We start from the raw sequence: 22033 nt of genomic DNA, 5'->3' as shown, positions 1-22033 counted from the left end.
CCCGGACACCTGGGTGATGTCCGGGGCCACCGCTGTCGGCCGGGCGGGTTCAGTCCGCGGAACCGTCGGGCAGGTACTGGGCCAGCGGGTAGACCGGCCGGGGCACCTCGGGCACTTCGGCCCAGCGGAGCAGACCGAGCCGGCGCAGGTCGAGCGCCACGTCCACGGTCTCGTCGACGTCGCTGCCGATCTCCTTCGCGACCTCGCTGATCGGCCGGCTTCCGTCGGCAAGGTCGAGCAGGCGCAACCCGAGCTCGGGGAGGCCCGCCATGGACGGTCCCTTCGACACCGTCCGGTCAGCGCTCCAGTGCTCTTCGGCCGTGACGGCGACGGGGTGCAGTCCCTCGAAGTCGGGGGCGGCGATCTCGACGTCACCGATGAAGAGGCGGTCGAGGCGGGAGCCGTAGAGGCAGTCGACGGCCTCTTCCGGGTGCTCCACGATGGGCATGCCGCGCAGGTTGAACGAGGTGTTGAGGACGAGCGGCAATCCGGTCTCCGCCTCGAAGGCCTGGAGCAGCGTCCGGAACGCCCCCGGCGTGGCGTCGTTGACCGTCTGGATCCGACAGGTGCCGTCCACGTGGACGATCTCGCTCACCGATTCCTGGCGCTCCGGCCGCACGGGGCAGACCAGCAGCATGAACGGGCTCTCCTCGGCGGGCATGTCGAAGTAGTCCCGCGCGCGCTCGGAGAGGACCGAACCGGCGAACGGGCGGAACGCCTCGCGGAACTTGACCCGCGCGTTGAGCCGGTCCTTCATTCCCGGCAGACCCGGGTGGCACAGGATCGAACGCGCGCCGAGTGAGCGCGGGCCGAACTCCGAGCGGTCCTGGAACCACCCCACGATCTCACCGCGGGCGATGGCCTGGGCGGCCGCCTTCGCGATGCCGGACGGGCCGGAATGCCGTTGCACCGTGAGGTTCCACCGTTCGGCCACTGCTGCCACGTCCCGGCCGGCGAGCCGGGGCGGACCGAAGTAGACGTGCTGGAGGGCCTTGCCGCTGGAGGAGGGACGACCGGTCAGGTTGTGGTACGCGTACAGGGCGGCGCCGGCGGCGTTTCCGTCGTCCGTGGCTGCCGGGAAGACGAACAGCCGGTCGATGTCGGTCTCGCGCAAGAGCCTGGGGTTGAGCGTGGAGTTGAGGAAGCATCCGCCCGCGGCGACGAGGGAGCGGCTCCCGGTGCGCGCCAACAGCTCACGCACCAAGTGCAGGCAGGCATCCTCGAACTCGGCCTGGACCTGGGCGGCGAGGTCGTAGTGGAACTGTGTGAACGGGGCGCGCGGCGGCCGTGGCACGAGCCTGAGCTCGGTGCCGACGCGCACTGCCAGGCCGAGTTCCACCAGTGAGTCGGCGACCCGGTCGAAGGAGAGGCTGCCGTCGGGACCGATCCCGATGAACAGATTCTCCTGGGAGAGCCGCTTGCCGTACGAGGCCAGGCCCATGGTCTTGCCCGCGTCGTCGTAGACCGTCCCGGACTCCCGGAAGCCGAGCGCCAGCGTCACCACGCGGTAGATCTCGCCCACGCCGGTCAGCTCCTGGGGCAGCCACATCTCGCCGTCGCGCTGGTAGCCGGCTGCCCGCGCCGAGTCCCGCACGGTCTGCAGCACGGTCTCCGGTACGGTCCCGGGGGCGAAGTGGAATCCGGACTCCCGCTCCCGGCCGCTGCCGAGCAGCGACCCGTAGGCGTCGATGACGAGGGCGGCGGCCTCCTCGAACCCCGAGGTGTAGAACGCGGAGCTCGCGTGCGCCAGATGGTGCCCCGGGTGCGGCAGGTGTACGGACCGCTCCGGCGGAACCAGCAGACCGAGCACCTGCGCGAGGCGTGCCTCGTCCTCCTCGTTCCGCGACTCGGTCGACGTGGTGATCCAGTAGTCGATGTCCGACAGCGTCAGGTCCTCGCCCGAAAGGACGTCGCGGGTCAGTTCCGCCATCGCACCGGCGTACGCGTGGAGCGGGACGGTTCCCCGCTTCACCCGCGAGGTCCGTTCCAGCGCGAGCGCGGCGCGGATTTCGCCGTCGACCACAAGACAGGCACTGCTGTCGTGGCTCAGATTCAGGCCGAGCACTCGGACCGTCATGCAAACACCCCCGCATTTATGACAACGATTCCGCCGGGACTCTAAGTGTGCCTTTCGGTGCGGTCAAGCGATATTTTTCAAATCCGCGGCGGGCAGAGCCGGGTGAACCTCCCGGCCCCGGTTGAAATCGGGCAAGCGGGGCGCTGCTGTCGGTGCGCAGTGACCCAAGTGGCCAACGAGATCGGGGTTGCCACGGGGAAGTTCGGCTTGTAATCTCTGCCGAGGCGCTGCCGACTTGCGAGGTGGCGCCCTCAAAACCTGCGGGGGAACAGGTGATTCCACTTTCGTCGGCCGAGCCGGCCGAGTTAATCCGTGCGCTTGCAGGCTGGGATGAAACCCGGCCTGGGCGATATTTTCCTTACACATCGGTGATGTCCCACCTGCGGGCCCGGGGCAAGCACTTCGCTTCCGAAGGACTGCTCCGGGAGTTGGCGTCGCTGCGGGCCAGGCTCGCCCCGGCGGCCGCCGACGACCGGGATCGGCTCCTGCTGGAACGCTTCCTCGCGGTCGTCCTGGACAAGTGGGACGGCGCGTACTCATACCAGAGTTACTTGGCCATCGATCTGATCGACAGTCAACTTGCCCGTGTTCGATGTGATGTGACGAACAGTCGGGACGAGTGGGTCGGTCTGCTCCTGGCAGATGTGTGGACCTTCGAGGACGGTGCCCGTAACGGCGCCCACGACCGACTGCCGCAGATGCGCCCGGACTCCCGGCTGATGGACAAACGGGCTCGTCTGATCGGGGCTGCGCTGACCCCGGTGGCAGAGCGTCTGCAGGTGACCGGTGCAATCCTTCCGCATTCTGTGGGCGGGCTGTGCCAAGCCATTCGGAGCCGTGCTTCGCCGGAACACGCGATGGTTCTGGAGCTCGCCATGCAGCCGGTCCATACCATCCACGACGAGTATCTGTTCATTCGGGTACTGCAGTCCTTCGAAGTGACCTTCGCGGCCATGGGGCAGCAGATTTCCGAGGCGATTCTGCGTATTCGTGAGAAGAGACCTGGGGAAGCCGCACAGAATATTCTCTGGTGTCGGGACATATTTTCCGAGGCGCGTACTCTCTTCTCTCTCCTGGCCACCATGCAAGTGGAGTCCTTCCGTACTTTCCGGGTCTACACGGACGGTGCCAGCGCCATTCAGTCGGAGAGCTACAAGTATTTCGAGGCGCGGTGCGGAAAACCCGCCCGGGAACGACTGGACTCGCCGGCGTTCGAGGCCGTTCCGAAGCTGCGGGAGGAGATCACCGAGGACTGGAGCGACCTGTCCTCGACCGTCAGGGAGGCGGCCGAGGCCGGACTGCTGGATCCGGACGGACTCGCGCTGGTGCGCGCCGCGGCCGAAGAACTGGAGAAGGTGCACCAGCGCTGGAAGCAGACGCACTGGCGGCTTGGGGTCCGGATGATCGGTGACGAGCGAGGAACCGGCTACACCGTCGGGGTGCCGTACCTCGAGGACGTCATCGGCAACAGGCTCTTCCGCACGCCGTTGGGAACGGATCAGGGGGCACTCCGTGGGACTGAGACTGGATGACGGCGACCTGCGCCTGCTGCTGACGGTCCGACGCTTCGAGGAGGCGCTGCTGCGACTGTTCGAACAGGGCAGGATCGACGGAACCACGCACACCTGCCTCGGGCAGGAGTACGTGCCGGTGGCGCTGAAGCCGCTGCTCACCGAGCACGACTACGTCTTCAGCCACCACCGCGGGCACGGCCACTACCTGGCCAGGTTCGAGGACCCGGTCCCGCTGCTGGCGGAGATCATGGGAAGGACCGGTGGGGTCTGCGACGGTGTCGGTGGCAGTCAGCACCTCCACCGTGACCGGTACTTCTCCAGTGGCGTGCAGGGGGAGAGCCTGCCCGTCGCGGTGGGTGCGGCGCTGAGCCTCAAGCGTGAGGGGCGCGGGGGAGTCGCTCTCGCCTACATCGGCGACGGCACCTTCGGTGAGGGCTCGGTGTACGAGGCCCTCAACATGGCCCGGCTGTGGGAGGTGCCGCTGGCCGTGGTGGTGGAGAACAACCACATCGCCCAGACCACGCCGGCCGAGCGGCACATGGCCGGCTCCGTCCGGGGGCGCGCGGCCGCCTTCGACATCACCTACCACGGGACTTCCTCCCAGGAGATCCCTGACATCCGTCGTGAGCTCGAGCCCCTGCTGCGGCGCGTGCGCGAACACGGTGAGCCTCTCGTGGTCGAGTTCGACACCGTTCGGGTGGGCCCGCACAGCAAGGGCGACGACACCCGCGACGAGGTGTGGTTGCAGGCCGCCCGGGAGCGCGACTGGCACGCCGCCTACCGACGAGCCCACCCCGCCCAGTTCGCCTCGGTGGATGCGCAGGCACGCGTCTGTGTGGACGCCGCCGTCGCCGAGGTCGTCGCCCGTGAACCCGCTACCTGGTTGGTGACATGCTGAGAACGGACCGCGTCGTCGACGAGCTCAACGGCGCTCTGCACACCCTCTTCGCGGACGACCCGACGCTGTTCCTGCTCGGCGAAGACGTTCTCGACCCCTACGGCGGTGCCTTCAAGGTCACCGCCGGGCTGTCCACCAAGTTCCCCGACCGGGTGATCTCCACCCCGATCAGTGAGAGCGGCATCGTCGGTGTCGCCAACGGTCTGGCTCTCACCGGCAACCGAGCGATCGTGGAGATCATGTTCGGCGACTTCGCCGCGCTCTGCTTCGACCAGATCCTCAACGTCTCGGCCAAGTCGGTCTCGATGTACGGGCGCAGGCTCGACGTCCCGATCGTCGTCCGGTGCCCCGTGGGGGGCAATCGGGGCTACGGGCCGACACACAGCCAGAGCCTGCAGAAGCACTTCATCGGGATCCCCGACCTCGTGCTGCACGAACTCTCGCCGCTGCACGACACACAGGCGGTGCTCCGCCGGGTGCTCGACGACGGCCGCCCTTGCATGTTCTTCGAGCCCAAGCCCGTGTACGGGGAGCGATCGCTCACTCCCGGCCCCATCGACGACCTCTTCGGATACGACTTCGCCGACAGGGACGGCAACTGGGCTCGGGTCTCGTCGGAGGACGGCGCCGGAACGATCCTCCTCATCACAGGCGGAGGCATGGTCTCGCGCGCCCTCGAGGCGGCCGAGACCCTGCTGCTGGAGGACGAGACCGACGTCACCGTCATGGTCTGCTCCCAGCTCTACCCCTTCGTCCCGGAGCCGATCCTGGGCGATGCGGCGCGAGCGGAGCATGTGTTGGTGGTCGAGGAGGGAACCCCCGGCGGAACCTGGGGCGCCGAGGTCGCCCGGAGCCTCGCGGACGCCTGCTGGGACAGGCTCAGACATCCGGTCGGCTCGATCAGCTCGCGGGACACCATCATTCCCGCCGCACGCCACCTGGAGCGCCGGGTGGTCGTACAGACACAGGACATCGTCGACGGGGTACGCGGACGGGTGACGGCATGTACGAGATAGCGGTGCCGAGACTGAACGGCAACGACGACAGCTGCCACCTGACCGAGTGGTCGGTGCCGCATGGCGGGAGAGTCGACGAGGAGAACCCGGTCGCCGTCGTGGAGACCTCGAAGGCGGCTGCCGAGATCTACGGCGACACCGAGGGCATCCTGCACCACGAGGTCCCGGTCGGGGTGGAATGCCGTGTCGGCCAGACGATCGGCTACGTGTTCTCCGACGAACAGGAGCGGCAGGAATACCTCCTGACCCGACCGGCCCGCTCCGCCGCCGAGCCAGTGGGGTCCGCCGACGACAGGGGATTCACCCTCACGGCGCCGGCCCGTCGCCTCGCCGCGGAGGCCGGTCTCACCGAGGAGCAGCTCCGCTCCCTGGGCAAGCGGATCGTGCGCGAGGCCGATGTCGAGGCCCTGGTGCAGGTGGCCACTGTCAAGGAGGGCATCGCCCTGACGCCGCGCCAGCGGATGATCGCCCGAGTGGTCAGCCGGACGCACCAGACCGTCCCGGACGCCTTCGTGGCGGTCAAGGTGCCCTGCGACGCCCTTCTCGACCGGCTGAGGGCCTTCAACACCGAGCACCAGCAGACCGTCGGCCTCCCGGAGGCGGTCATCAAGCTGCTCGCCGGTCTGAAGCCCTCCTTCCCGGCCTTCTTCGGCCACCTCGTGGACGGGGAGCACCTGACCACCCCCGGACCCGGCGCGGGCATCGGCGTCACCATCGACGTCGGCACCGGACTGTTCGTCCCGGTGGTCAGGGACGCGGAGACGCTCACCATCGTGGAGATCACGGACCGCCTGATGGACTTCCGTATCAAGGCACTTCGCGACTCCTTCCACGAGGACGACCTCGGCGGCGGCCAGTTGAGTGTCTCGCTCAACACCGACCCCGACGTCCTGATGGCCGTGCCGATCATCCTCGCGCCGCAGGTCGCGATGGTCTCGATCGCCTCGGTACAGACCGAACTCGTGCTGAAGGAGGGAACCGTGACCCAGCGCAGGCACTTCTCCGCAGGACTGGCCTACGACCACCGTGCCGTCAACGGACGCGAGGCCGTCCAGTTCCTCACCGCTTTCCGGACCGCCGTCGAGAAGCCGCAGGAGGCGGGCCTGTGACAACGGCAGCGGACACGGGAGCCGGGCGCGGCGCGGACGCCGAGCGGCTGCGCACCCGTCTGAGGTGGCAGAAGCTGATACGCGAACCGGAGCCGGGCGGCCTGCGCGTCGCGTTGCTCGCGAGCTACACGGTCGACCCGCTTGTGCCCTACCTCGGCACCGCGCTTGCCGACAGCAGTGTGCGGGCCGAGTTCCTGGTCGCCCCGTTCAACCAGATCGAACGGCAGTGCCTGGACGACGAATCGGCCACCGCGCGCTTCGCCCCGCACGTGGTGGTGGTCGCCCCGCGGCTGGAGGAGCTGTGGGCCGGTCGTGCGCTGCCCAGCGACGGCACCGACGCCGAGGCCTACGAGACAGACCTGCGCTATCTCGCCGACGCCTGTGTCGCAGCGGCCGCGCGTTGGCAGGCGGACCTGCTCTTCGTCCTGCCCGAGATACCCCGGCTCCGCCCGACGGGCGTGGGAGACGACGGCAACCCCGACGGCGTCATGGCGACGGCTGCCCGGGCGCGGGAGGCGCTGCGCCGCAGCCTCGCCGGCCGTGATCGAGTCGCCCTGGTCGACGCGGAACTCGTGCTGCGCAGCGTTGGAAGCGCCCACGCATACCGGCCCGCGCTGCTGGCCTCCGCTCGCATCCCCTACTCCGAGGAGTACTTCGACCTCCTGGGGCGGCGGATCGGCAGGCTGGTGGCGCTGCGCCGGGCCACCCCCGCACGGCGGCTGATCGTGCTGGACGGACCCGCGCTGGACGGCGCCGCGCAGCAGTCGGGAACGCGCAGCGGTGACCGGGGGAGCGCCGGACCGGAGACCGACCTCCACGTCTACCTCGCGGAGACGGCCCGCGCGGGGGCCGTGATCGCCCTGTCCAACACCGGGGAGGAGACGGCCGCCGGATTCTCCGAGACGGTGCCGCTCGCCGGCCGGCACGGCATCGGCAGCCCGATCGTCGACCAGCTCCGCTCGCTGATGGCGGACCTGGCGCCCGACGGGGCCAGAGCGGTGTTCCTGACCACGGTGCCGGAGAGTGCCGACGTCGTCCGGCAGGAGCTGCCCGAGGTGTCGGCCTTGCTGCTGCCGCCCGACCGGGAGTACTGGGCGGTCGAGGTCGACCGTAGTGGCCTCGTGGACCGGCTCCCGCCCACTCCCCGGGAAGTGACCGCGACCGGCGGTGCCGCGGGTCGGGCGCTCACCCTGGAGGGGTTCCTGGCCGGCCTTCGGCTGAACGTCGAGTGCGCGCCGTTGAGCCCGGACCTGGCCGAGGCCGCGGCAGACCTCACCCGGCGGGTGGCCGAGTTCCATCTGGACGGCGTGCCCCGGGCAGCGGAGCACTTCGCCGGGACCGCGGGAACAGCGGTGCGGTGGGGCGTACGGGCGAGTGACCGCTTCGGTGATCACGGACTGTGCGGAGTGGTGGGCGCGGTGCCCGACGGGGACACCCTGCGCGTGGACCTCTGGACGCTGACCTGCCCGGTGCTGGGCAAGGGGGTGGAGGAACGCGTCCTGGAGGCGTTGGCGGCACTCGCCCGCGAGCGGGGCTGCGGACACATCGCCTTCGCGTACCGTCCCACCGCACGCAACGACGCCGTCCACGGCTTCCTGGCGGGTCTGCGGCCCGAGCAGACCCTGCCGAGGGAGCAGGCCGCCACCGTGCTGGCCCCGGTGGCGGCGCTGACAGACGGCGTCCGGTGGCGAAAGCCGGCCGACACCCGGCCGGCCCGCGCCTCCCGGCCCCGGCGACGGCCGGCCGGCCCGGCCACCGGCCGGTTCACCACGGCGGCCCAGATCCTTGAGGCCGTGGAGAGTCGCACCCGGGCGGCCGTACCGGCGCACCTCGGGGAGGCACCGGACGAGGGCGGACTGCCGAGGACCGACACCGAGCGTCGCCTGGCGGACGTCTTCGCCACCATCCTGGGACGGCCGTCCGTCGGGGTGAACTGCAATTTCTTCAGCGGCGGCGACTCGATGCTCGCCGTCCAGCTGATCGCCAAGGCGAACCGGGCGGGGCTGCGCCTGTCACTGCGCCAGGTTTTCAAGTACCAGACCGTCGCGGCACTGGCCGCCGTGGCCACCGTCACGGAGCAGGGGCAGCGCGCTCCCGAGACGCAGGGCCCTGCCCCGTTGCTGCCGCTCCAGTCATGGTTCTTCCGGCTCGGCCTGGAGAAGCCGAACCACTTCAACCAGTCCCAGCGCTTCGAGCTGCCCGCCGACGCGGATGCGGACGCGCTGCGGCAGGCCGTGACGGGACTGCTCGCGCACCATCCGTCGCTGCGTACCCGCTTCGTCCGGACCGGGGCCGGGTGGCAGCAGATCGACCCGGGGGTACCCGAGGACATTCCGTTCGACCGGGTGGACCTCAGCGGGACGGCCGAGGAGGACTGGCCGGCCGCGCTGGCCGGGCACGAGCGCGCCCTGCATCTCGACATGAGCCCCGAGGACGGCCGGCTGGCACGGTTCGCGTTCTTCGAGTTCGGCCCGCGGCGGCCGCCGCACCTGCTGGTGATCTTCCACCATCTGGCGATCGACGGCATGTCCTGGCGCTTCCTCCTGGAAGACCTGCAGGACGCCTACCAGCAGGCGCTGAACGGTGAGCCGGTGATGCTGACACCCGTGACCACGTCGGCGCTGACCTGGGCCGGGCGGCTGCACGAGTATGCGCAGTCGCCCGAGATCCGGGCCGAGCTGCCGCGTTGGCTGACCGGCGCGCGCTCCGAGGTGGAACCGCTGCCCAGGGACGTTCCGGCCGCCGCGGCGACCGGTGTGCTCACCCACTCGGTGCTCGAGGTGTTCACCGCGCAGGAGACCCGCCGGCTGCGCGAGCGCGCCGTGTCCGAGGATCACACCTCGGTGGACGTCCTGCTGCTGGCCGCCGCGACCCGCAGCCTGGCCCGCTGGAGCGGGCACGAGCGGTTCCTCTTCGATGTGGTCAACCACGGGCGCGAACCGTCCGTCGACGGGGTGGACCTGTCCCGGACCGTCGGCTGGATGGTCCTCAACGTGCCGGTGCTGTTCGAGACGGGCGGCCACCAGGAACTGACCGAGCTGATTCCCGCGATCGGCGGCCAACTGCGCGACTGGTCCTCCACCCACGGGGCGGGCGACAACCTGCTGCGCTTCCTGAGCGAGGACGAGCAGGTCAGGAAGCAGCTGGCGGACCTGCCCAGCGCGGACGTCCTGTTCTCGTACGCGGGACACGTCGACCCGGGAGCCCACGAACACCCGTTGCTCGGCCCCTCGATCGCCGGACAGGTGCCGGACATCGATCCAGCCGCCGTGACGCCGTACGCACTGCAGCTCGACGCCATGATCGTCGGTGACCGGCTTCAGCTGGAGGTGTGCTACCGGCACACCCAGTTCCACACCTCGACGGCCGAACGGCTTCTGGAGGGCTGGACTTCCGGCCTGCGGCAGCTGGTCGGAGGCACCCCCACGGTGCCGGACCGGCCCATGGGACCCCACGACAGGAAGAGTTAGCAGCAGTGGCGCTCATCAAGACAAGCGATCCGAAACGCGTGTTCCTGACCGTCTGGATCAGCCAGTTCGTCTCGGCGCTCGGCACCGGGCTCGTCGACTTCGCACTCGGCGTGTTCGTGTACCAGCGCACCGGGTCCACCAGCGAGTTCGCCCTGGTGCTGGTGTTCGCGATGGTCCCCGCCATCGTGCTCTCGCCGTTCGCCGGCGCCCTGGCCGACCGCTGGGACCGCCGCCGGATGATGCTGGCGAGCAACGCGGCCTCCGCGGTGGTCATCGGCCTGCTGATGCTGCTTCGGCACAGCGGCGACCTCGAGGTCTGGCAGATCTACGTCGGCGTGACCGTACTCGCCGTCTGCGGGGCGTTCCGGGACCCTGCCTACTACGCGTCCGTCAGCCAGATGGTGCCCAAGCAGCACCTCGGCCGGGCCAGCGGCCTGGTCCAGACCGCGGAGAACGTCGGGATGGTGGCGCCCCCGCTGATCGCCGGTGTGCTGATGGCGGCCGTCGGCCTGGGCGGAGTCCTGCTGATCGACCTGATCTCCTACGTCGTCGGCGTGCTCGCCCTCCTCCTGGTCGCCTTCCCGCCGGTCGAGCAGGGGGAGGACACCGGGAAGCCGTCGCTGTGGAACGACATGAAGGACGGCTGGGCCTACATGCTCAGGCACCGGGGGTTCCTGTACCTGTTCCTGTTCGGCTCCTTCGTCAGCTTCTCCGTGGGACTCACCCAGATCGTGGTCACCCCGTTGGTGCTGAGCTTCGCCGACGCGCCCGTCCTCGGTGCGACCTTCTCCGCCGGCGGACTCGGGATCTTCCTGGGCGGTGCGGCGATGGCGGCGTGGGGCGGGCCGAAGAACCGGGTCGCCGGTGTCCTGCTGTTCGGGATCGCCCAGGCACTGTGCCTGTTCATCGCGGGCCTTCGCCCGAACGCGGTACTGATCGGCGTCGGGCTCTTCGGCTGCCTGTTCAGCATCCAGTTCATCCGTGGCTGCACCGCCACGATCATCCGGACGTACGTACCGGACTCCATGCAGGGGAGGGTGTTCGCCCTCAACCGCTTCGTGGCCTGGTCGAGCCTGCCGGTCGCCTATCTCGCGGCAGGGCCGCTGGTGGGCGTGTTCGATCCGCTGCTCCGGTCGGGCGGGTCGCTCGCGGGCAGCTTCGGCAAGGTCGTCGGTGTCGGAGAGGGCCGCGGGATCGGGCTGCTGCTGATGGTGCTCGGTGCCACCTTCCTGCTGGTGGTCGCGGCCAACTACGCCAACCCGAGGCTGCGCAACGCGGAGACGGAGATGAGCGCGGCGGCGCCGCCGGAGGCGGCACGGGAGGAGACGGGAGCGCTCGGGTGACCGCTGGACAGGAGAACGAGAAGCCGGCCGCGCCGGCCGGTCGCACCTACTGCAGGGCCTACCCCCTCGCCAGGCTGCGCCGGTTCGCCGACTGGACGGAGGCGGCCGGCACCGAGCGCCCGGCCGACGACACGGTGGTCTACCTGTGGGACGACCTGACAGTCGTGACCGACCCGCTGGCCTCCGCGCAGAGCGTCCTGTGGGACCGCGGCGGTGCGCACTGGGAGCGGTTCTGCCGCGAGGAACTGAACTTCGAAATACCGGAGGACCTCGAACGATGAAGAAGACCGTAGTGATCGCCGGCGGCGGCACCGCCGGCTGGATGACCGCCGCCTATCTCCAGGCGAGCTTCGCCGACCAGATCTCCGTCACCGTCGTGGAGTCGCAGGCGATCTCCACCATCGGCGTCGGCGAGGCCACGTTCAGCACCATCCGGCACTTCTTCAGCTACATCGGGCTGGAGGAACGGGACTGGATGCCGGCCTGCAACGCGACGTACAAGCTGGGCATCCGCTTCGAGAACTGGCGCCATCCCGGCCATGACTTCTACCACCCCTTCGAGCGCTTCTCGAAGGTGGACGGCTACCCGCTCCCCGAGTGGTGGCTGCGCAACGCGCCCTCCGAGCGCTTCGACCGCGACTGCTTCGTCATCGCCAACCTGTGCGACACCATGCGCGCCCCGTACTCCCTGGAGGGCCGGCTGTTCGACGCGGACGACGAGGCCCTCGGGGCGGGGAGCCGTACCACCCTCGCCGAACAGGACACCCAGTACCCGTACGCGTACCACTTCGACGCCGCCCTGCTCGCCGACTACCTGATGAAGAGGACGACGGCGCGCGGTGTGCGCCGCGTGGTCGACTCGATCGTCGACGTGCGGCGCGACGAGCGCGGCATCGCCGGTCTGGTCACCCAGGAGCACGGGACGGTGGAGGCGGACCTCTACATCGACTGCACCGGGTTCCGCGGGCTGTTGATCAACAAGGCGCTGGAGGAGCCCTTCACCTCCTTCCAGAAGTACCTCCCCAACGACCGGGCCGTCGCCCTGCGGGTCCCCGCCGACATCGAGCGGAACGGGATCGCGCCCTACACCACCGCAACCGCGATGGACGCGGGCTGGAAATGGACCATCCCGCTGTTCGGACGGATCGGCACCGGCTACGTGTACGCGTCGGACTACTGCTCGCCCGAGGAGGCGGAGAAAGCGCTCCGCGAGGCCTGTGGACCGGCCGCGGCGGACCTGGAGGCCAACCACATCCGGATGCGGATCGGGCGTACCCGCAACTCCTGGGTGGGCAACTGTGTGGCGATCGGGCTGGCCAGCGGCTTCGTCGAGCCACTGGAGTCGACCGGGATCTTCTTCATCCAGCACGGCATCGAACAGCTGGTGAAACACTTTCCCGGCGAGCGGATCGACCCCACGCTGGTGGAGCACTACAACCAGGTGGTCGGCCGCTGCATCGACGGGATCGCGGAGTTCCTGGCGTTCCACTACTACGCGGCGGCGCGTACGGACAACGCCTACTGGCGGGCGACCAAGGAGCGGGAACTGCCCGGCAGGCTGGCCGAGCGCATCGAGCTCTGGCGGTCCAAGCTGCCGGACGCCGAGAGCGTCTACCCGTACTACCACGGCTTCGAGCCCTACTCGTATGTCGCGCTGCTGCTGGGGCTCGGCGGTATCAAGACGCGTTCGCGCGCGGTGATCGACCTGCTCGACGACGGCGCCGCCACGGCGGAGTTCGACCGTCTGGCCGGCCAGGCCCGCCGGGCGCAGGCCGAACTGCCCAGCCAGTACGAGTACTTCGCGCACATGCGCCGGCCAGTCGAGGCGTAGGCGGGTCGCGGATGAAGGACGTCGACATCGCCGTGGCTCATCGCGCGGCGGAGTTCAGGTCCCTGATGGCCGGCTTCCCGAGCGGCGTGACGGTAGTGACCACGGTCGATGCCGACGGCGGCCCCCTGGGTCTGACCTGCTCCTCGCTGAGCGCGGTCTCCGCAAAGCCACCCCTGCTCCTGGTCTGCATCGACAACCGCAGCAGCACCCTGAAGGCGCTCAGGGACCACGGGCAGTTCGCTGTCAACCTGCTGCACCGCGACGGCCGGGAGGCGGCCCGGATCTTCGCGGCCGGGGGCGCGGACCGCTTCCGCTCCGTCAGGTGGACGCCGACCGCCGGGGCGCGTCTGCCCCGGCTGGACCTGGACGCCCGCTCGGTCGCCGAGTGCCGTGTCCACACCCTGCAGCCGGCGGGTGATCACACCGTCGTCATCGGAGAGGTCCGGGCGGTCGAGCACCTCACGCCGACCGCACCTCTGATGTACGGGCTGCGACAGTACGCGGTCTGGCCGGGCGGGCCCGCCGACAGGAAGGAAGACCGATGAGCAACGTGTCCGAGCTTCTCGCCGAGCAGGCGGCCCGTACCCCGGACGCCACCGCGGTCGTCCTGAACGACCGGGAGTTGACGTACCGCCAGTTGGACGAGGAGGCCAATCGCCTCGGCCGTCACCTCGCCGGTCTGGGCGTGGGCCCCGACACCGTGGTGGCCCTGCGGCTGGAACGTTCACTCGACATGATCGTCGGGCTCTTCGCCATCCTCCGCGCCGGCGGCGCCTATCTGCCACTGGACCCCGCGACCCCCGCAGAACGGCTCGCGCTGATCCTGGGCAGTGCCCGCCCGCGCCTGGTGCTCACCCAGGAGTCCCTGGTCGGCGGAGTCGGTGGGTACGAAGGGCCGGTGGTCTGCGTCGACCGGGACCGCGAGGCGATCGCGGACTGTTCCGCACAGCCCTTCGACAGCGGTGTCTCGCCCGGCAACCTGGCGTACGTGATCTACTCCTCGGGATCGACCGGCGTGCCCAAGGGCATCATGATCGACCACCGGGCGCTGCGGGACCGGGCCCTGGCGAAGACCGCCATCTACGGCTTCACCCCCGAGGACCGCGTCCTGCAGTTCACCGCCCTGAGCTTCGACGCCGCCGCCGCCGAGATCTACCCGACCCTGCTGGCCGGTGCGGCACTCGTGGTGCACCCCGCGCCCAACTGGACCTCGCCGCCCGAACTGATCGCCGACTGCGAGCGTCTGGGGATCACCGGGGTCATGCTGCCCCCGGTCTACCTCCAGCTCCTGGTCGACACCCTCTCCGCCACCGGCCGGACCGTGCCCTGGCTGCGGTGTTTCATCACCGGCGGCGAGAGCATCCCGGTGGAGAGGCTGGCGGCCTGGGCACGGCTGGTGCCGCACCGGCCCCGGTTCGTGTACGCCTACGGTCCGACCGAGACCACCATCGCCGCCACCCTGTACCTGCCCTCGATGGACCCGGCGGAGATCGAGAACCTGGCGAAGGTGCCGATCGGGACACCGCTGCCGAACACCGGCGTCCACCTCCTCGACGACGACCTCCTGCCGGTGCCGGACGGACAGGTCGGGGAACTCTGGATCACCGGAATCGGTCTGGCCCGCGGCTATGTCTCGGACCCCGCGCTGACCGCGGTGATGTTCCTGCCCTGCCCGTTCGGTGACCGGCCGGGCGAGCGGATGTACCGGACCGGCGACCTCGCCCGCCGGGGCGAGCAGGGCGAACTGGAGTTCGTCGGGCGCCGGGACGCCCAGCTCAAGATCCGCGGCTACCGGGTCGACCCGGGCGACGTCGAGGCGGCGCTGACCGAACACCCCGGCGTCGGACCGGCCGTCGTCGTGGCGCACGAGGGGCGTCTCGCCGCCTACTGCGTGCCCGCCCCCGGCGCCCGGCCGACCCCCGCGGAACTGCGGCGCTTCGTGGGCGGCAGGCTGCCCGACTACCTCGTCCCGTCCTACGTCACCCTCATGGACGCGCTGCCCCTGACCTCGGGCGGCAAGGTCGACCTGCGGGCACTGCCCGCGCCCCGTGACGAGGAATCGGCCGGCTCGGCCGGGCCACGCGCCGAGAGCCCGATCGAGCTCCTTCTCCACGGAATCTGGTGCGACCTGCTGCACCGCGACCGGATGGGCACCGACGAGGACTTCTTCGCCGTCGGCGGGGACTCACTGCTGGCCAGCCGGATGGTGGCCAGGGTGCGCGAGTCGCTCGGGGTCGAGGTCCCGCTGCGTGCCGTCTTCGAGGCCCCGACCATCGCCGCCCTCACGACGGAGATCACCCGGCTCTCGGTCGCCCAGGAACCCGGCGACGACCTGCTCGAACTGATCGCGGACCTGGAGAACACGTCCGACGACGCGGCGGTCGGTCACCTCGCAGACCGGGAGCCGCGACCGTGAGCGCACCGGATCCCACGACCCCACTGGCCCAGCGCCTGGCCGGGCTCTCCCCGGACAAACGCGCCCGGCTCGAGCGGCTCCTCCTGGAGCGGGCCGGCTCCACGGCACGGCGGCCCGGGCGGCGCTGGCCCACGGGCGACGGCCCGGCGCCGCTGACGTACGCCCAGCGCGGCATGTGGTTCCTCGACCAGTGGCACCCCGGCAGCGCCCTCTACGGCGTCCGCGAAGCACTGCGCCTGGTGGGCCGGCTCGACACCGTCGCCCTGCGCCGCGCCTTCCAGGCCGTGATCCGGCGGCACGCCGTCCTGCGCACCACGTTCACCACCGTCGACGGCCGCCCCGTCCAGGTGGCCGGCCCGGGCCCCGCCGATCCGCTGCCCGTCATCGACCTCGGCGGCCTCGCTCCCGGCGAACGCGAACCGGCCGTACAGGCCCTGCGTGAGGCCGACGTGCGGCGCCCGTTCGTCCTCGCCCACGGCCCGCTGCTGCGTGCGACCCTCATCAGGACGACCGACACCGAACACATCCTGCTCCTGTCGCTGCACCACATCGTCGCGGACGGCTGGTCCTACGGGCTGCTGGTCCGCGAACTGTCCGCCCACTACACCGCGTTCACCCAGGGCCGGCAGCCCGCCGTCCCCGATCTGCCGCTCCAGTTCGCCGACTACGCGCGGTGGCAGCACAGCCGCCTCGAGGAACCCGGCCTGCGCGCCCGCCTCGATTGGTGGAAGGCGGAGCTGGAGGGCATCCCGGACCGCCTCGAACTGCCCACCGACCGGCCCCGGCCCGCTGTGCTCGGCCACGACGGCGCGACGACGGACTTCGAGGTCCCCCAGCCGGTCGCCGCCGCCCTGCGCGAACTGGCACGCGACGAGGGGGCGACACTCTTCATGACCCTGCTTGCGGCGCTGCAGACCCTGCTGCACCGCTGGAGCGGCGAAACCGACATCGTCGTGGGCACGCCGGTGGCCGACCGCGACGACAGCGACCTCGAACACGTCATCGGATGCTTCGTCAACCCGCTCGCCATGCGGGCGGACCTGGCGGGCAACCCCGGCTTCCGGGACCTGCTGCGGCAGGTGAGGAAGCGCACCGTCGCCGCGTACGCCCGTCAGGACGTGCCGTTCGAGTGGCTGGTGGAGGAGCTGCGGCTGGACCGGAGCACCGGCCACAGCCCGGTCTTCCAGACCATGTTCGCGTTCCAGAACACGCCCCCGGCCGGCTGGCACCTGCCGGGGACCGCCGTGGAGCCGCTGGGCGTCGTACACCCGGCGGAGGCCCTCGACCTGTCGCTCAGCATGGCCGACGGCGAGGACGGTCTGACCGGGACGCTGAGCTACAACACGCACCTGTTCGAAGCCGTCACCGCGCAGCGGTTCCTCGAGGAGTTCGTCGCCCTGCTGGACCGGGTCGGCAAGGAGGCCGGCCATCCGGTCGCCGACCCGGCCGGGACCGCCCCGGCCCGCAGGCGGCCCGCCGCGGCGGAGCCGGAACCGGAGCTCGAAGCGACGCCCGACGCCCCGGCACCTGTGCTCGAACTGCTGCGGGGTATCTGGGCCGAGGTCCTGGGCGAGGACGACATCACCCCCGGCACCGGCTTCTTCGCCGCGGGCGGCCACTCACTGCTCGCCGTCCAGGTGACGTCCCGGGTACGGGAGACGTTCGGCGTCGAGCTGCCGCTCAGCGCGCTCTTCGAGGCGCCCGCCCTGGCAGCCTTCGCCCGCCGGGTCGAGAGCGCCCGGGGCCGCCCCGACGGTGCTCCCGCCGAACCGGTCCGGCCGGCCGGCCGGTCGGGCCCGGTCCCGCTGTCCCACGCCCAGCGACGGCTGTGGTTCATCGACCAGCTCGACCGCGGCGGAGCCCACCACAACGTGGTCACCGCGCTGAGACTGGACGGACCGCTGTCGGCCGGTGCCCTCGCCGCCGCGACCGAGGCGCTGTGCCGCAGGCACGCCTCGCTGCGGACGACGTTCCGGCAGCACCAGGGGCGGGTGGAGCAACGGGTGAAGGACCGGGTGGACACCGGCCTGCGGCTGGTCGACCTGTCGTCCCTCGGCGAGGCGGAGGCCCAGGCCCAGGCGACGCTTCTGACGCGGAGCGAGTCCGGCCGGCCGTTCGACCTGGCCCGCGGTCCGGTGCTGCGCGCCGTCCTGCTGCGGCTCCCGGCGTGGCGGCACCTACTCCTGCTGACCGTCCACCACATCGTGACCGACGCCTGGTCGACCGACCTGATGCTCCGCGACCTCTGGGAGCTGTACACGGCACACCTGGACGCCACCGAGCCGAACCTGCCGCCGCTGCCGGTCCAGTACACCGACTACGCCCTCTGGGAACAGCGCCTGATCGACCGGGGAGCTCTCGCCGGGGCCGCCGACTACTGGCTCGGGCAGCTCGCCGGGGCCCCGGAGACCCTGGACCTGCCCTACGACCGCCCCCTTCCCGACACCCCGGTGTTCCGGGCGGGCACCCTGCCGTACGCGCTCACCGAGGAACAGACCGACGAACTGGTCCGGTTGGGTCTCGGGGAGGGCGTCACCCCCTTCATGATCGTGCTCGCGGCCTACTTCGTCCTGCTGCACCGGCACACGGGCCGGACCGATCTGCTGGTCGGCACCGGCACCGCCAACCGGGGCGGCGTGGAACTGGAACGGATCGTCGGCTTCTTCACCAACCAGTTGGTGCTGCGCACCCAGGTGCGGGCCGACCGGAGCGTGCGGAGCCTGCTGACGACGGTCCGTGACACGACCCTCGCCGCGCACTCCCACGGAGAGCTGCCCTTCGACCGGCTGGTCGAGCTGATCGGACCGAGCCGCCACATCAACAGAGCCCCGGTCTTCCAGGTCGAGATCGAGTACCACCGGCGTACCGACCGGCCGGCCGGACCGCCCGGGGTCCACGTGACCCCGCAGGACCCGGGCGGTGACACCACCACGCTGGACCTTTCGCTGCACGTGGTCCACACGGAGACGGTGCTGCGCGGCGAACTGGTCTACAACGCCGACGCCCTGACATCCACCACGGCCCGCCGGCTTCTCGGTGAACTGCAGTGCCTGCTCGTCGCGATGGCCGAGCGGCCCGACGCGACCGTGGACGAGGTGGCGGCCCGGGCGGAGGAGGCCTGGCACCGCACGGCGGCCCGGGAGCGGGCCGCCGCCGCCCGAGCCCGTTTCGACAGCGTGAGAAGGAGTCCGCACCACACCGGCGCGGGCCAGGGCAGGAAGTGACATGGACGCCATTCCGTTCTCCCCCCAGCAACGACACATCCAGGCCTCGGCCGACGACACCCACGACGCCTACGGCGTCATCCGGATCGACGGCGACCTGCGACCGGAGGATCTGCACCGGGCACTGGCCGCGCTCGTCCACCGCCACGATCTGCTGCGCACCCAGGCCCCGCCCCACACGCCCGGGCAGTCCGCCGACCACCTCGTCCCGGACGGGGTGGGATACCAACTGCACGTGGTCGCAGACCCGGACGAGCCCCACCCCACGCGCCCGCCGGGACCCGGCCCCGCTCTGCACGCCGTTCTGACCGCCATCGACCCGCGGCACCACACGCTGACGCTGCGCCTGCCCGCGTTGCTCGCCGACAGCGGGACCCTGCGCATCCTCACTTCCGAACTCGCCCGCCTCCGGGGCCCGGACGACGACGAACCACCCGCCGTCCAGTACAGCGGCTTCGCCGAGTGGCAGAACGCGCTCCTGGAGGAGGACGACGGCCGGCTCGACCGGCAGCTCGAACGGCTGCGCACGCTCGTACGCGGCCAGGTACTGCCCTTCGCGACCTCCGGGGAGCCCACCCGGGCCGGCCGGGGCGCACGCTCGGTGGAGCTCTCCGCGGCCCGGCTCGCCCGGTTCGAGGAGGCGGCGGACCGCCAGGGGGCAGAGCTGCCGGACTTCCTCGCGGCAAGCTGGCAGACCCTGCTCTGGCAGCACATGCGCGGCAGCGAGGTGGTGCTCGGCCAGGTGACCGACGGGAGGGTGTACGAGGAGCTGGAGACGGTCGTAGGACCGTGTACCAAGGTGCTGCCGATGGTGTGCCCGGTCGCCGAGGCCGACCCGTTCGCCGAGGTCATGGAGCGAGGCCGGCGGGCCGCCCGACACGCCCGCGAGGAACTGGAGTTCTTCAACTGGAAGCAGGACCGCGGCGCACCGCCTGCGCACCCGGCCTGGGGCTTCGCGTTCCGCGACGACCACGTGGCCGAAGCGCCGGACGGCCTGACGTTCACCCTGGAGCGGATGTCCGTATGGACCGGTCCGTTCACCGCGTGCCTGGTCGCCGAGCGCGGCGCGGGGCAGCTGCGGATCACGCTGGAGCACCGGCGTGGCGAGATCGACGACGAGACCGCCGGCTGCCTGCTGGAACAGTTCGTCGCGCTCGCGGACGACGCGGCGGTCCGCCCACGGGCCGCGGTCGGCGCGCTGAGCGCGGCCGGCGCGACGCCGCCGTCGGCCGGGACGGCCCCGCAGCCCGATCCGCAGGAGCGCGAACCGGTGCGCTGCGCCCACCAGTTGTTCGAGCGACAGGCGGCGCGCGCGCCGGAGCGGACGGCCCTCACCTTCGAGGACCGGTCACTCTCCTACGGCGCGCTGAACACCCGGGCCAACCGGCTGGCCCGCCGTCTGCGCGAGCTGGGCGTCGGTCCCGAGACCCTGGTCGGCATCTGCCTGGACCGCGGCGAGGACCTGGTGATCGCCATGATCGCCGTGCACAAGGCAGGCGCCGCGTATGTGCCGATCGACCCGCTGCATCCCACGGAGCGGATCGGACTCGTGGCGGCGGCGGCCGCGCCGCCCGTCCTCGTCACCGACCACGCCGGCGCCACGGCCCTGCCCGAGCGCGACTGGCACCTGGTGCGGACCGATCAGGACGGGGACGCCGTCACCGCGCACGACGCCTCGGATCTGAACCTGCCGGTGGACCCGGACCAGCTCGCCTACGTGCGGCACACCTCCGGCTCGACCGGCGTTCCCAAGGGGGTGCAGATCTCGCACCGCGCCCTTGCCAACTTCCTGCGCTCCATGGGCCGCACGCCCGGGATCTCGGCGCGGGACAGCCTGGTGGCGGTCACCACGGCCTCGTTCGACATCGCCGAGCTCGAGCTCTGGCTGCCGCTCGTGACCGGTGCCCGCGTGACCCTGGCCGGCCGGAACACCGCCGCCGACCCGCAGGCGCTCGCCCGGCTGCTCGACACCGCGTCGGCCACCGTCCTCCAGGCCACCCCGGTCACCTGGCGCATGCTGCTGAGCCACGGCTGGACCGGCTCGCCGCGGCTGACCGCACTCGTGGGCGGTGAGGCGGTGCCGCCCGAGCTCGCGGCCGCGCTGAGACCCCGGGTACGGCAGCTGTGGAACATGTACGGCCCCACCGAGACGACCATCTGGTCGACCTGCGGCGAGATCGGCTCCGACGCCACGCCGGTGAGCGTGGGGCGGCCCATCGACCACACCTGCGTGCACCTGCTCGACGCCGACCTGCGGCCGGTGCCCGTCGGCATGGTCGGCGAGCTGTGCATCGGCGGCGACGGCCTCGCCCGCGGCTACGCGGACCAGCCTGGCCGGACCGCCGACCGCTTCGTCCCCGACCCCTTCGGCTGCCGGCCGGGCGGCCGGCTGTACCGCACCGGCGACCTGGCCAGACAGGACGCGCACGGGCGGCTCTACGTGCTCGGACGCGCCGACAGCCAGGTGAAGATCCGCGGGGTCCGCATCGAACTGGGAGAGGTGGAGACGGCGTTGGGCAGGCACACCGACGTGCGAGCCGCGGTGGCGCGAGTCAGCCCGGAGCCCTCCGGCGAGCTGCGCCTGGACGCGTACGTCGTGCTCGAACCCGGCCGGCGGCCGAACGTCGCGCAGTTGCGGGACCACCTGCGGGAAACGCTGCCCACGGCCATGGTGCCGTCCCGGATCGGAGTGCTCGGGGAGCTGCCGGTGACGGCTGTCGGCAAGATCGACCGGGCGGCGCTGCCGGAGATCCACGCGGACGCACCGGCTCCGGGGGCGGGAGGAACGGGCCTGCACAGCCCGCTGGAACGGGCCGTCGCCGCCGTCTGGCAGAAGGAGCTGGGACTTCCGGCCGTCGGCGGCGCGGACAACTTCTTCGATCTGGGCGGCCATTCCGTCCAGCTGGTCCAGGTGGCCGCGGTGCTGAGCGACGAACTGGGCCGTGACGTGACGCCGTTGACGATCCTGGAGCATCCGAGCGTCGCGGCCCTCGCCCGCCACCTGGACGGCCCTCGCAGGCCGGAGCAGGCGGCCGAAGACCCGCAGGACGCGGCCGTCGGCCGGGACCGCCTGCGCCGGCGGCGCTCCAGGGCGGAGGAGGAACCCGCATGACGGCGGCCGCGGCCCGCCCACCA

General features: G+C 71.1%; 13 protein-coding genes. 12 read left to right on the top strand and 1 reads right to left on the bottom strand.

The features are described 5' to 3' along the window. Positions 1-49: 49 nt before the first annotated feature. Complete coding sequence (locus ACFWXC_RS03825; protein WP_384472490.1) at positions 50-2077, bottom strand: carbamoyltransferase; 2028 nt, start codon at positions 2075-2077, stop codon at positions 50-52. 371 nt (positions 2078-2448) lie between these two features. Here ACFWXC_RS03825 and ACFWXC_RS03820 point away from each other — a divergent pair, with 371 nt between their 5' ends. From ACFWXC_RS03820 to ACFWXC_RS03765, 12 genes are read left to right on the top strand one after another with little or no spacing between them, the layout of a single operon-like run. Beyond that, complete coding sequence (locus ACFWXC_RS03820; RefSeq protein ID WP_384472487.1) at positions 2449-3609, top strand: hypothetical protein; 1161 nt, start codon at positions 2449-2451, stop codon at positions 3607-3609. After that, the gene (locus ACFWXC_RS03815) at positions 3590-4489 is read left to right on the top strand and encodes a thiamine pyrophosphate-dependent dehydrogenase E1 component subunit alpha (RefSeq protein WP_384472484.1); all 900 of its coding nucleotides are present in this window, start codon (positions 3590-3592) and stop codon (positions 4487-4489) included. The genes ACFWXC_RS03820 and ACFWXC_RS03815 overlap by 20 nt, the downstream gene beginning before the upstream one ends. Next, positions 4483-5505, top strand: a complete 1023-nt coding sequence (locus ACFWXC_RS03810) for an alpha-ketoacid dehydrogenase subunit beta (protein ID WP_384472481.1) — start codon at positions 4483-4485, stop codon at positions 5503-5505. Before ACFWXC_RS03815 ends, ACFWXC_RS03810 begins: the two co-directional genes overlap by 7 nt. Then, positions 5493-6614, top strand: a complete 1122-nt coding sequence (locus ACFWXC_RS03805) for a 2-oxo acid dehydrogenase subunit E2 (protein ID WP_384472478.1) — start codon at positions 5493-5495, stop codon at positions 6612-6614. The genes ACFWXC_RS03810 and ACFWXC_RS03805 overlap by 13 nt, the downstream gene beginning before the upstream one ends. Beyond that, positions 6611-10084, top strand: a complete 3474-nt coding sequence (locus tag ACFWXC_RS03800; RefSeq protein ID WP_384472476.1) for a condensation domain-containing protein — start codon at positions 6611-6613, stop codon at positions 10082-10084. Before ACFWXC_RS03805 ends, ACFWXC_RS03800 begins: the two co-directional genes overlap by 4 nt. Before the next feature lie 5 nt (positions 10085-10089). Then, positions 10090-11427, top strand: a complete 1338-nt coding sequence (locus ACFWXC_RS03795) for an MFS transporter (RefSeq protein WP_384472473.1) — start codon at positions 10090-10092, stop codon at positions 11425-11427. Continuing rightward, positions 11424-11708 (top strand): hypothetical protein, encoded by a 285-nt coding sequence (locus tag ACFWXC_RS03790; RefSeq protein ID WP_384472470.1) that lies wholly within the window; start codon positions 11424-11426, stop codon positions 11706-11708. Before ACFWXC_RS03795 ends, ACFWXC_RS03790 begins: the two co-directional genes overlap by 4 nt. Continuing rightward, a complete protein-coding gene (locus tag ACFWXC_RS03785; protein WP_384472467.1) occupies positions 11705-13258 on the top strand; it encodes a tryptophan halogenase family protein in 1554 nt (517 codons plus the stop codon). The genes ACFWXC_RS03790 and ACFWXC_RS03785 overlap by 4 nt, the downstream gene beginning before the upstream one ends. Positions 13259-13269: 11 nt before the next feature. Beyond that, complete coding sequence (locus ACFWXC_RS03780) at positions 13270-13803, top strand: flavin reductase family protein (protein ID WP_384472463.1); 534 nt, start codon at positions 13270-13272, stop codon at positions 13801-13803. Beyond that, positions 13800-15674: an amino acid adenylation domain-containing protein gene (locus tag ACFWXC_RS03775; RefSeq protein ID WP_384472460.1), complete on the top strand. Its 1875-nt coding sequence runs from the start codon at positions 13800-13802 to the stop codon at positions 15672-15674. Before ACFWXC_RS03780 ends, ACFWXC_RS03775 begins: the two co-directional genes overlap by 4 nt. Beyond that, positions 15671-18898 carry a condensation domain-containing protein gene (locus tag ACFWXC_RS03770; RefSeq protein WP_384472457.1) on the top strand — a complete coding sequence of 1076 codons (3228 nt, stop codon included), beginning with the start codon at positions 15671-15673 and terminating at the stop codon, positions 18896-18898. Before ACFWXC_RS03775 ends, ACFWXC_RS03770 begins: the two co-directional genes overlap by 4 nt. 1 nt (position 18899) lies before the next feature. After that, a complete protein-coding gene (locus ACFWXC_RS03765; RefSeq protein WP_384472454.1) occupies positions 18900-22010 on the top strand; it encodes an amino acid adenylation domain-containing protein in 3111 nt (1036 codons plus the stop codon). Positions 22011-22033: the final 23 nt, after the last annotated feature.

It is taken from the genome of Streptomyces sp. NPDC058683 (assembly GCF_042716195.1).
Lineage (GTDB): Bacteria > Actinomycetota > Actinomycetes > Streptomycetales > Streptomycetaceae > Streptomyces.
Note: the sequence above shows the minus strand (reverse complement) of the source record. Positions and strands in the feature narration are given on the sequence as shown.

What these genes read in the sequence shown, in the direction of transcription:
- ACFWXC_RS03785 (WP_384472467.1), top strand. Translation starts at nt 11,705, where the DNA reads ATGAAGAAGACCGTAGTGATCGCCGGCGGCGGCACCGCCGGCTGGATG.
- ACFWXC_RS03820 (WP_384472487.1), top strand. Translation starts at nt 2,449, where the DNA reads ATGTCCCACCTGCGGGCCCGGGGCAAGCACTTCGCTTCCGAAGGACTG.
- ACFWXC_RS03765 (WP_384472454.1), top strand. Translation starts at nt 18,900, where the DNA reads ATGGACGCCATTCCGTTCTCCCCCCAGCAACGACACATCCAGGCCTCG.
- ACFWXC_RS03810 (WP_384472481.1), top strand. Translation starts at nt 4,483, where the DNA reads ATGCTGAGAACGGACCGCGTCGTCGACGAGCTCAACGGCGCTCTGCAC.
- ACFWXC_RS03825 (WP_384472490.1), bottom strand. Translation starts at nt 2,077, where the DNA reads ATGACGGTCCGAGTGCTCGGCCTGAATCTGAGCCACGACAGCAGTGCC.
- ACFWXC_RS03775 (WP_384472460.1), top strand. Translation starts at nt 13,800, where the DNA reads ATGAGCAACGTGTCCGAGCTTCTCGCCGAGCAGGCGGCCCGTACCCCG.
- ACFWXC_RS03805 (WP_384472478.1), top strand. Translation starts at nt 5,493, where the DNA reads ATGTACGAGATAGCGGTGCCGAGACTGAACGGCAACGACGACAGCTGC.
- ACFWXC_RS03780 (WP_384472463.1), top strand. Translation starts at nt 13,270, where the DNA reads ATGAAGGACGTCGACATCGCCGTGGCTCATCGCGCGGCGGAGTTCAGG.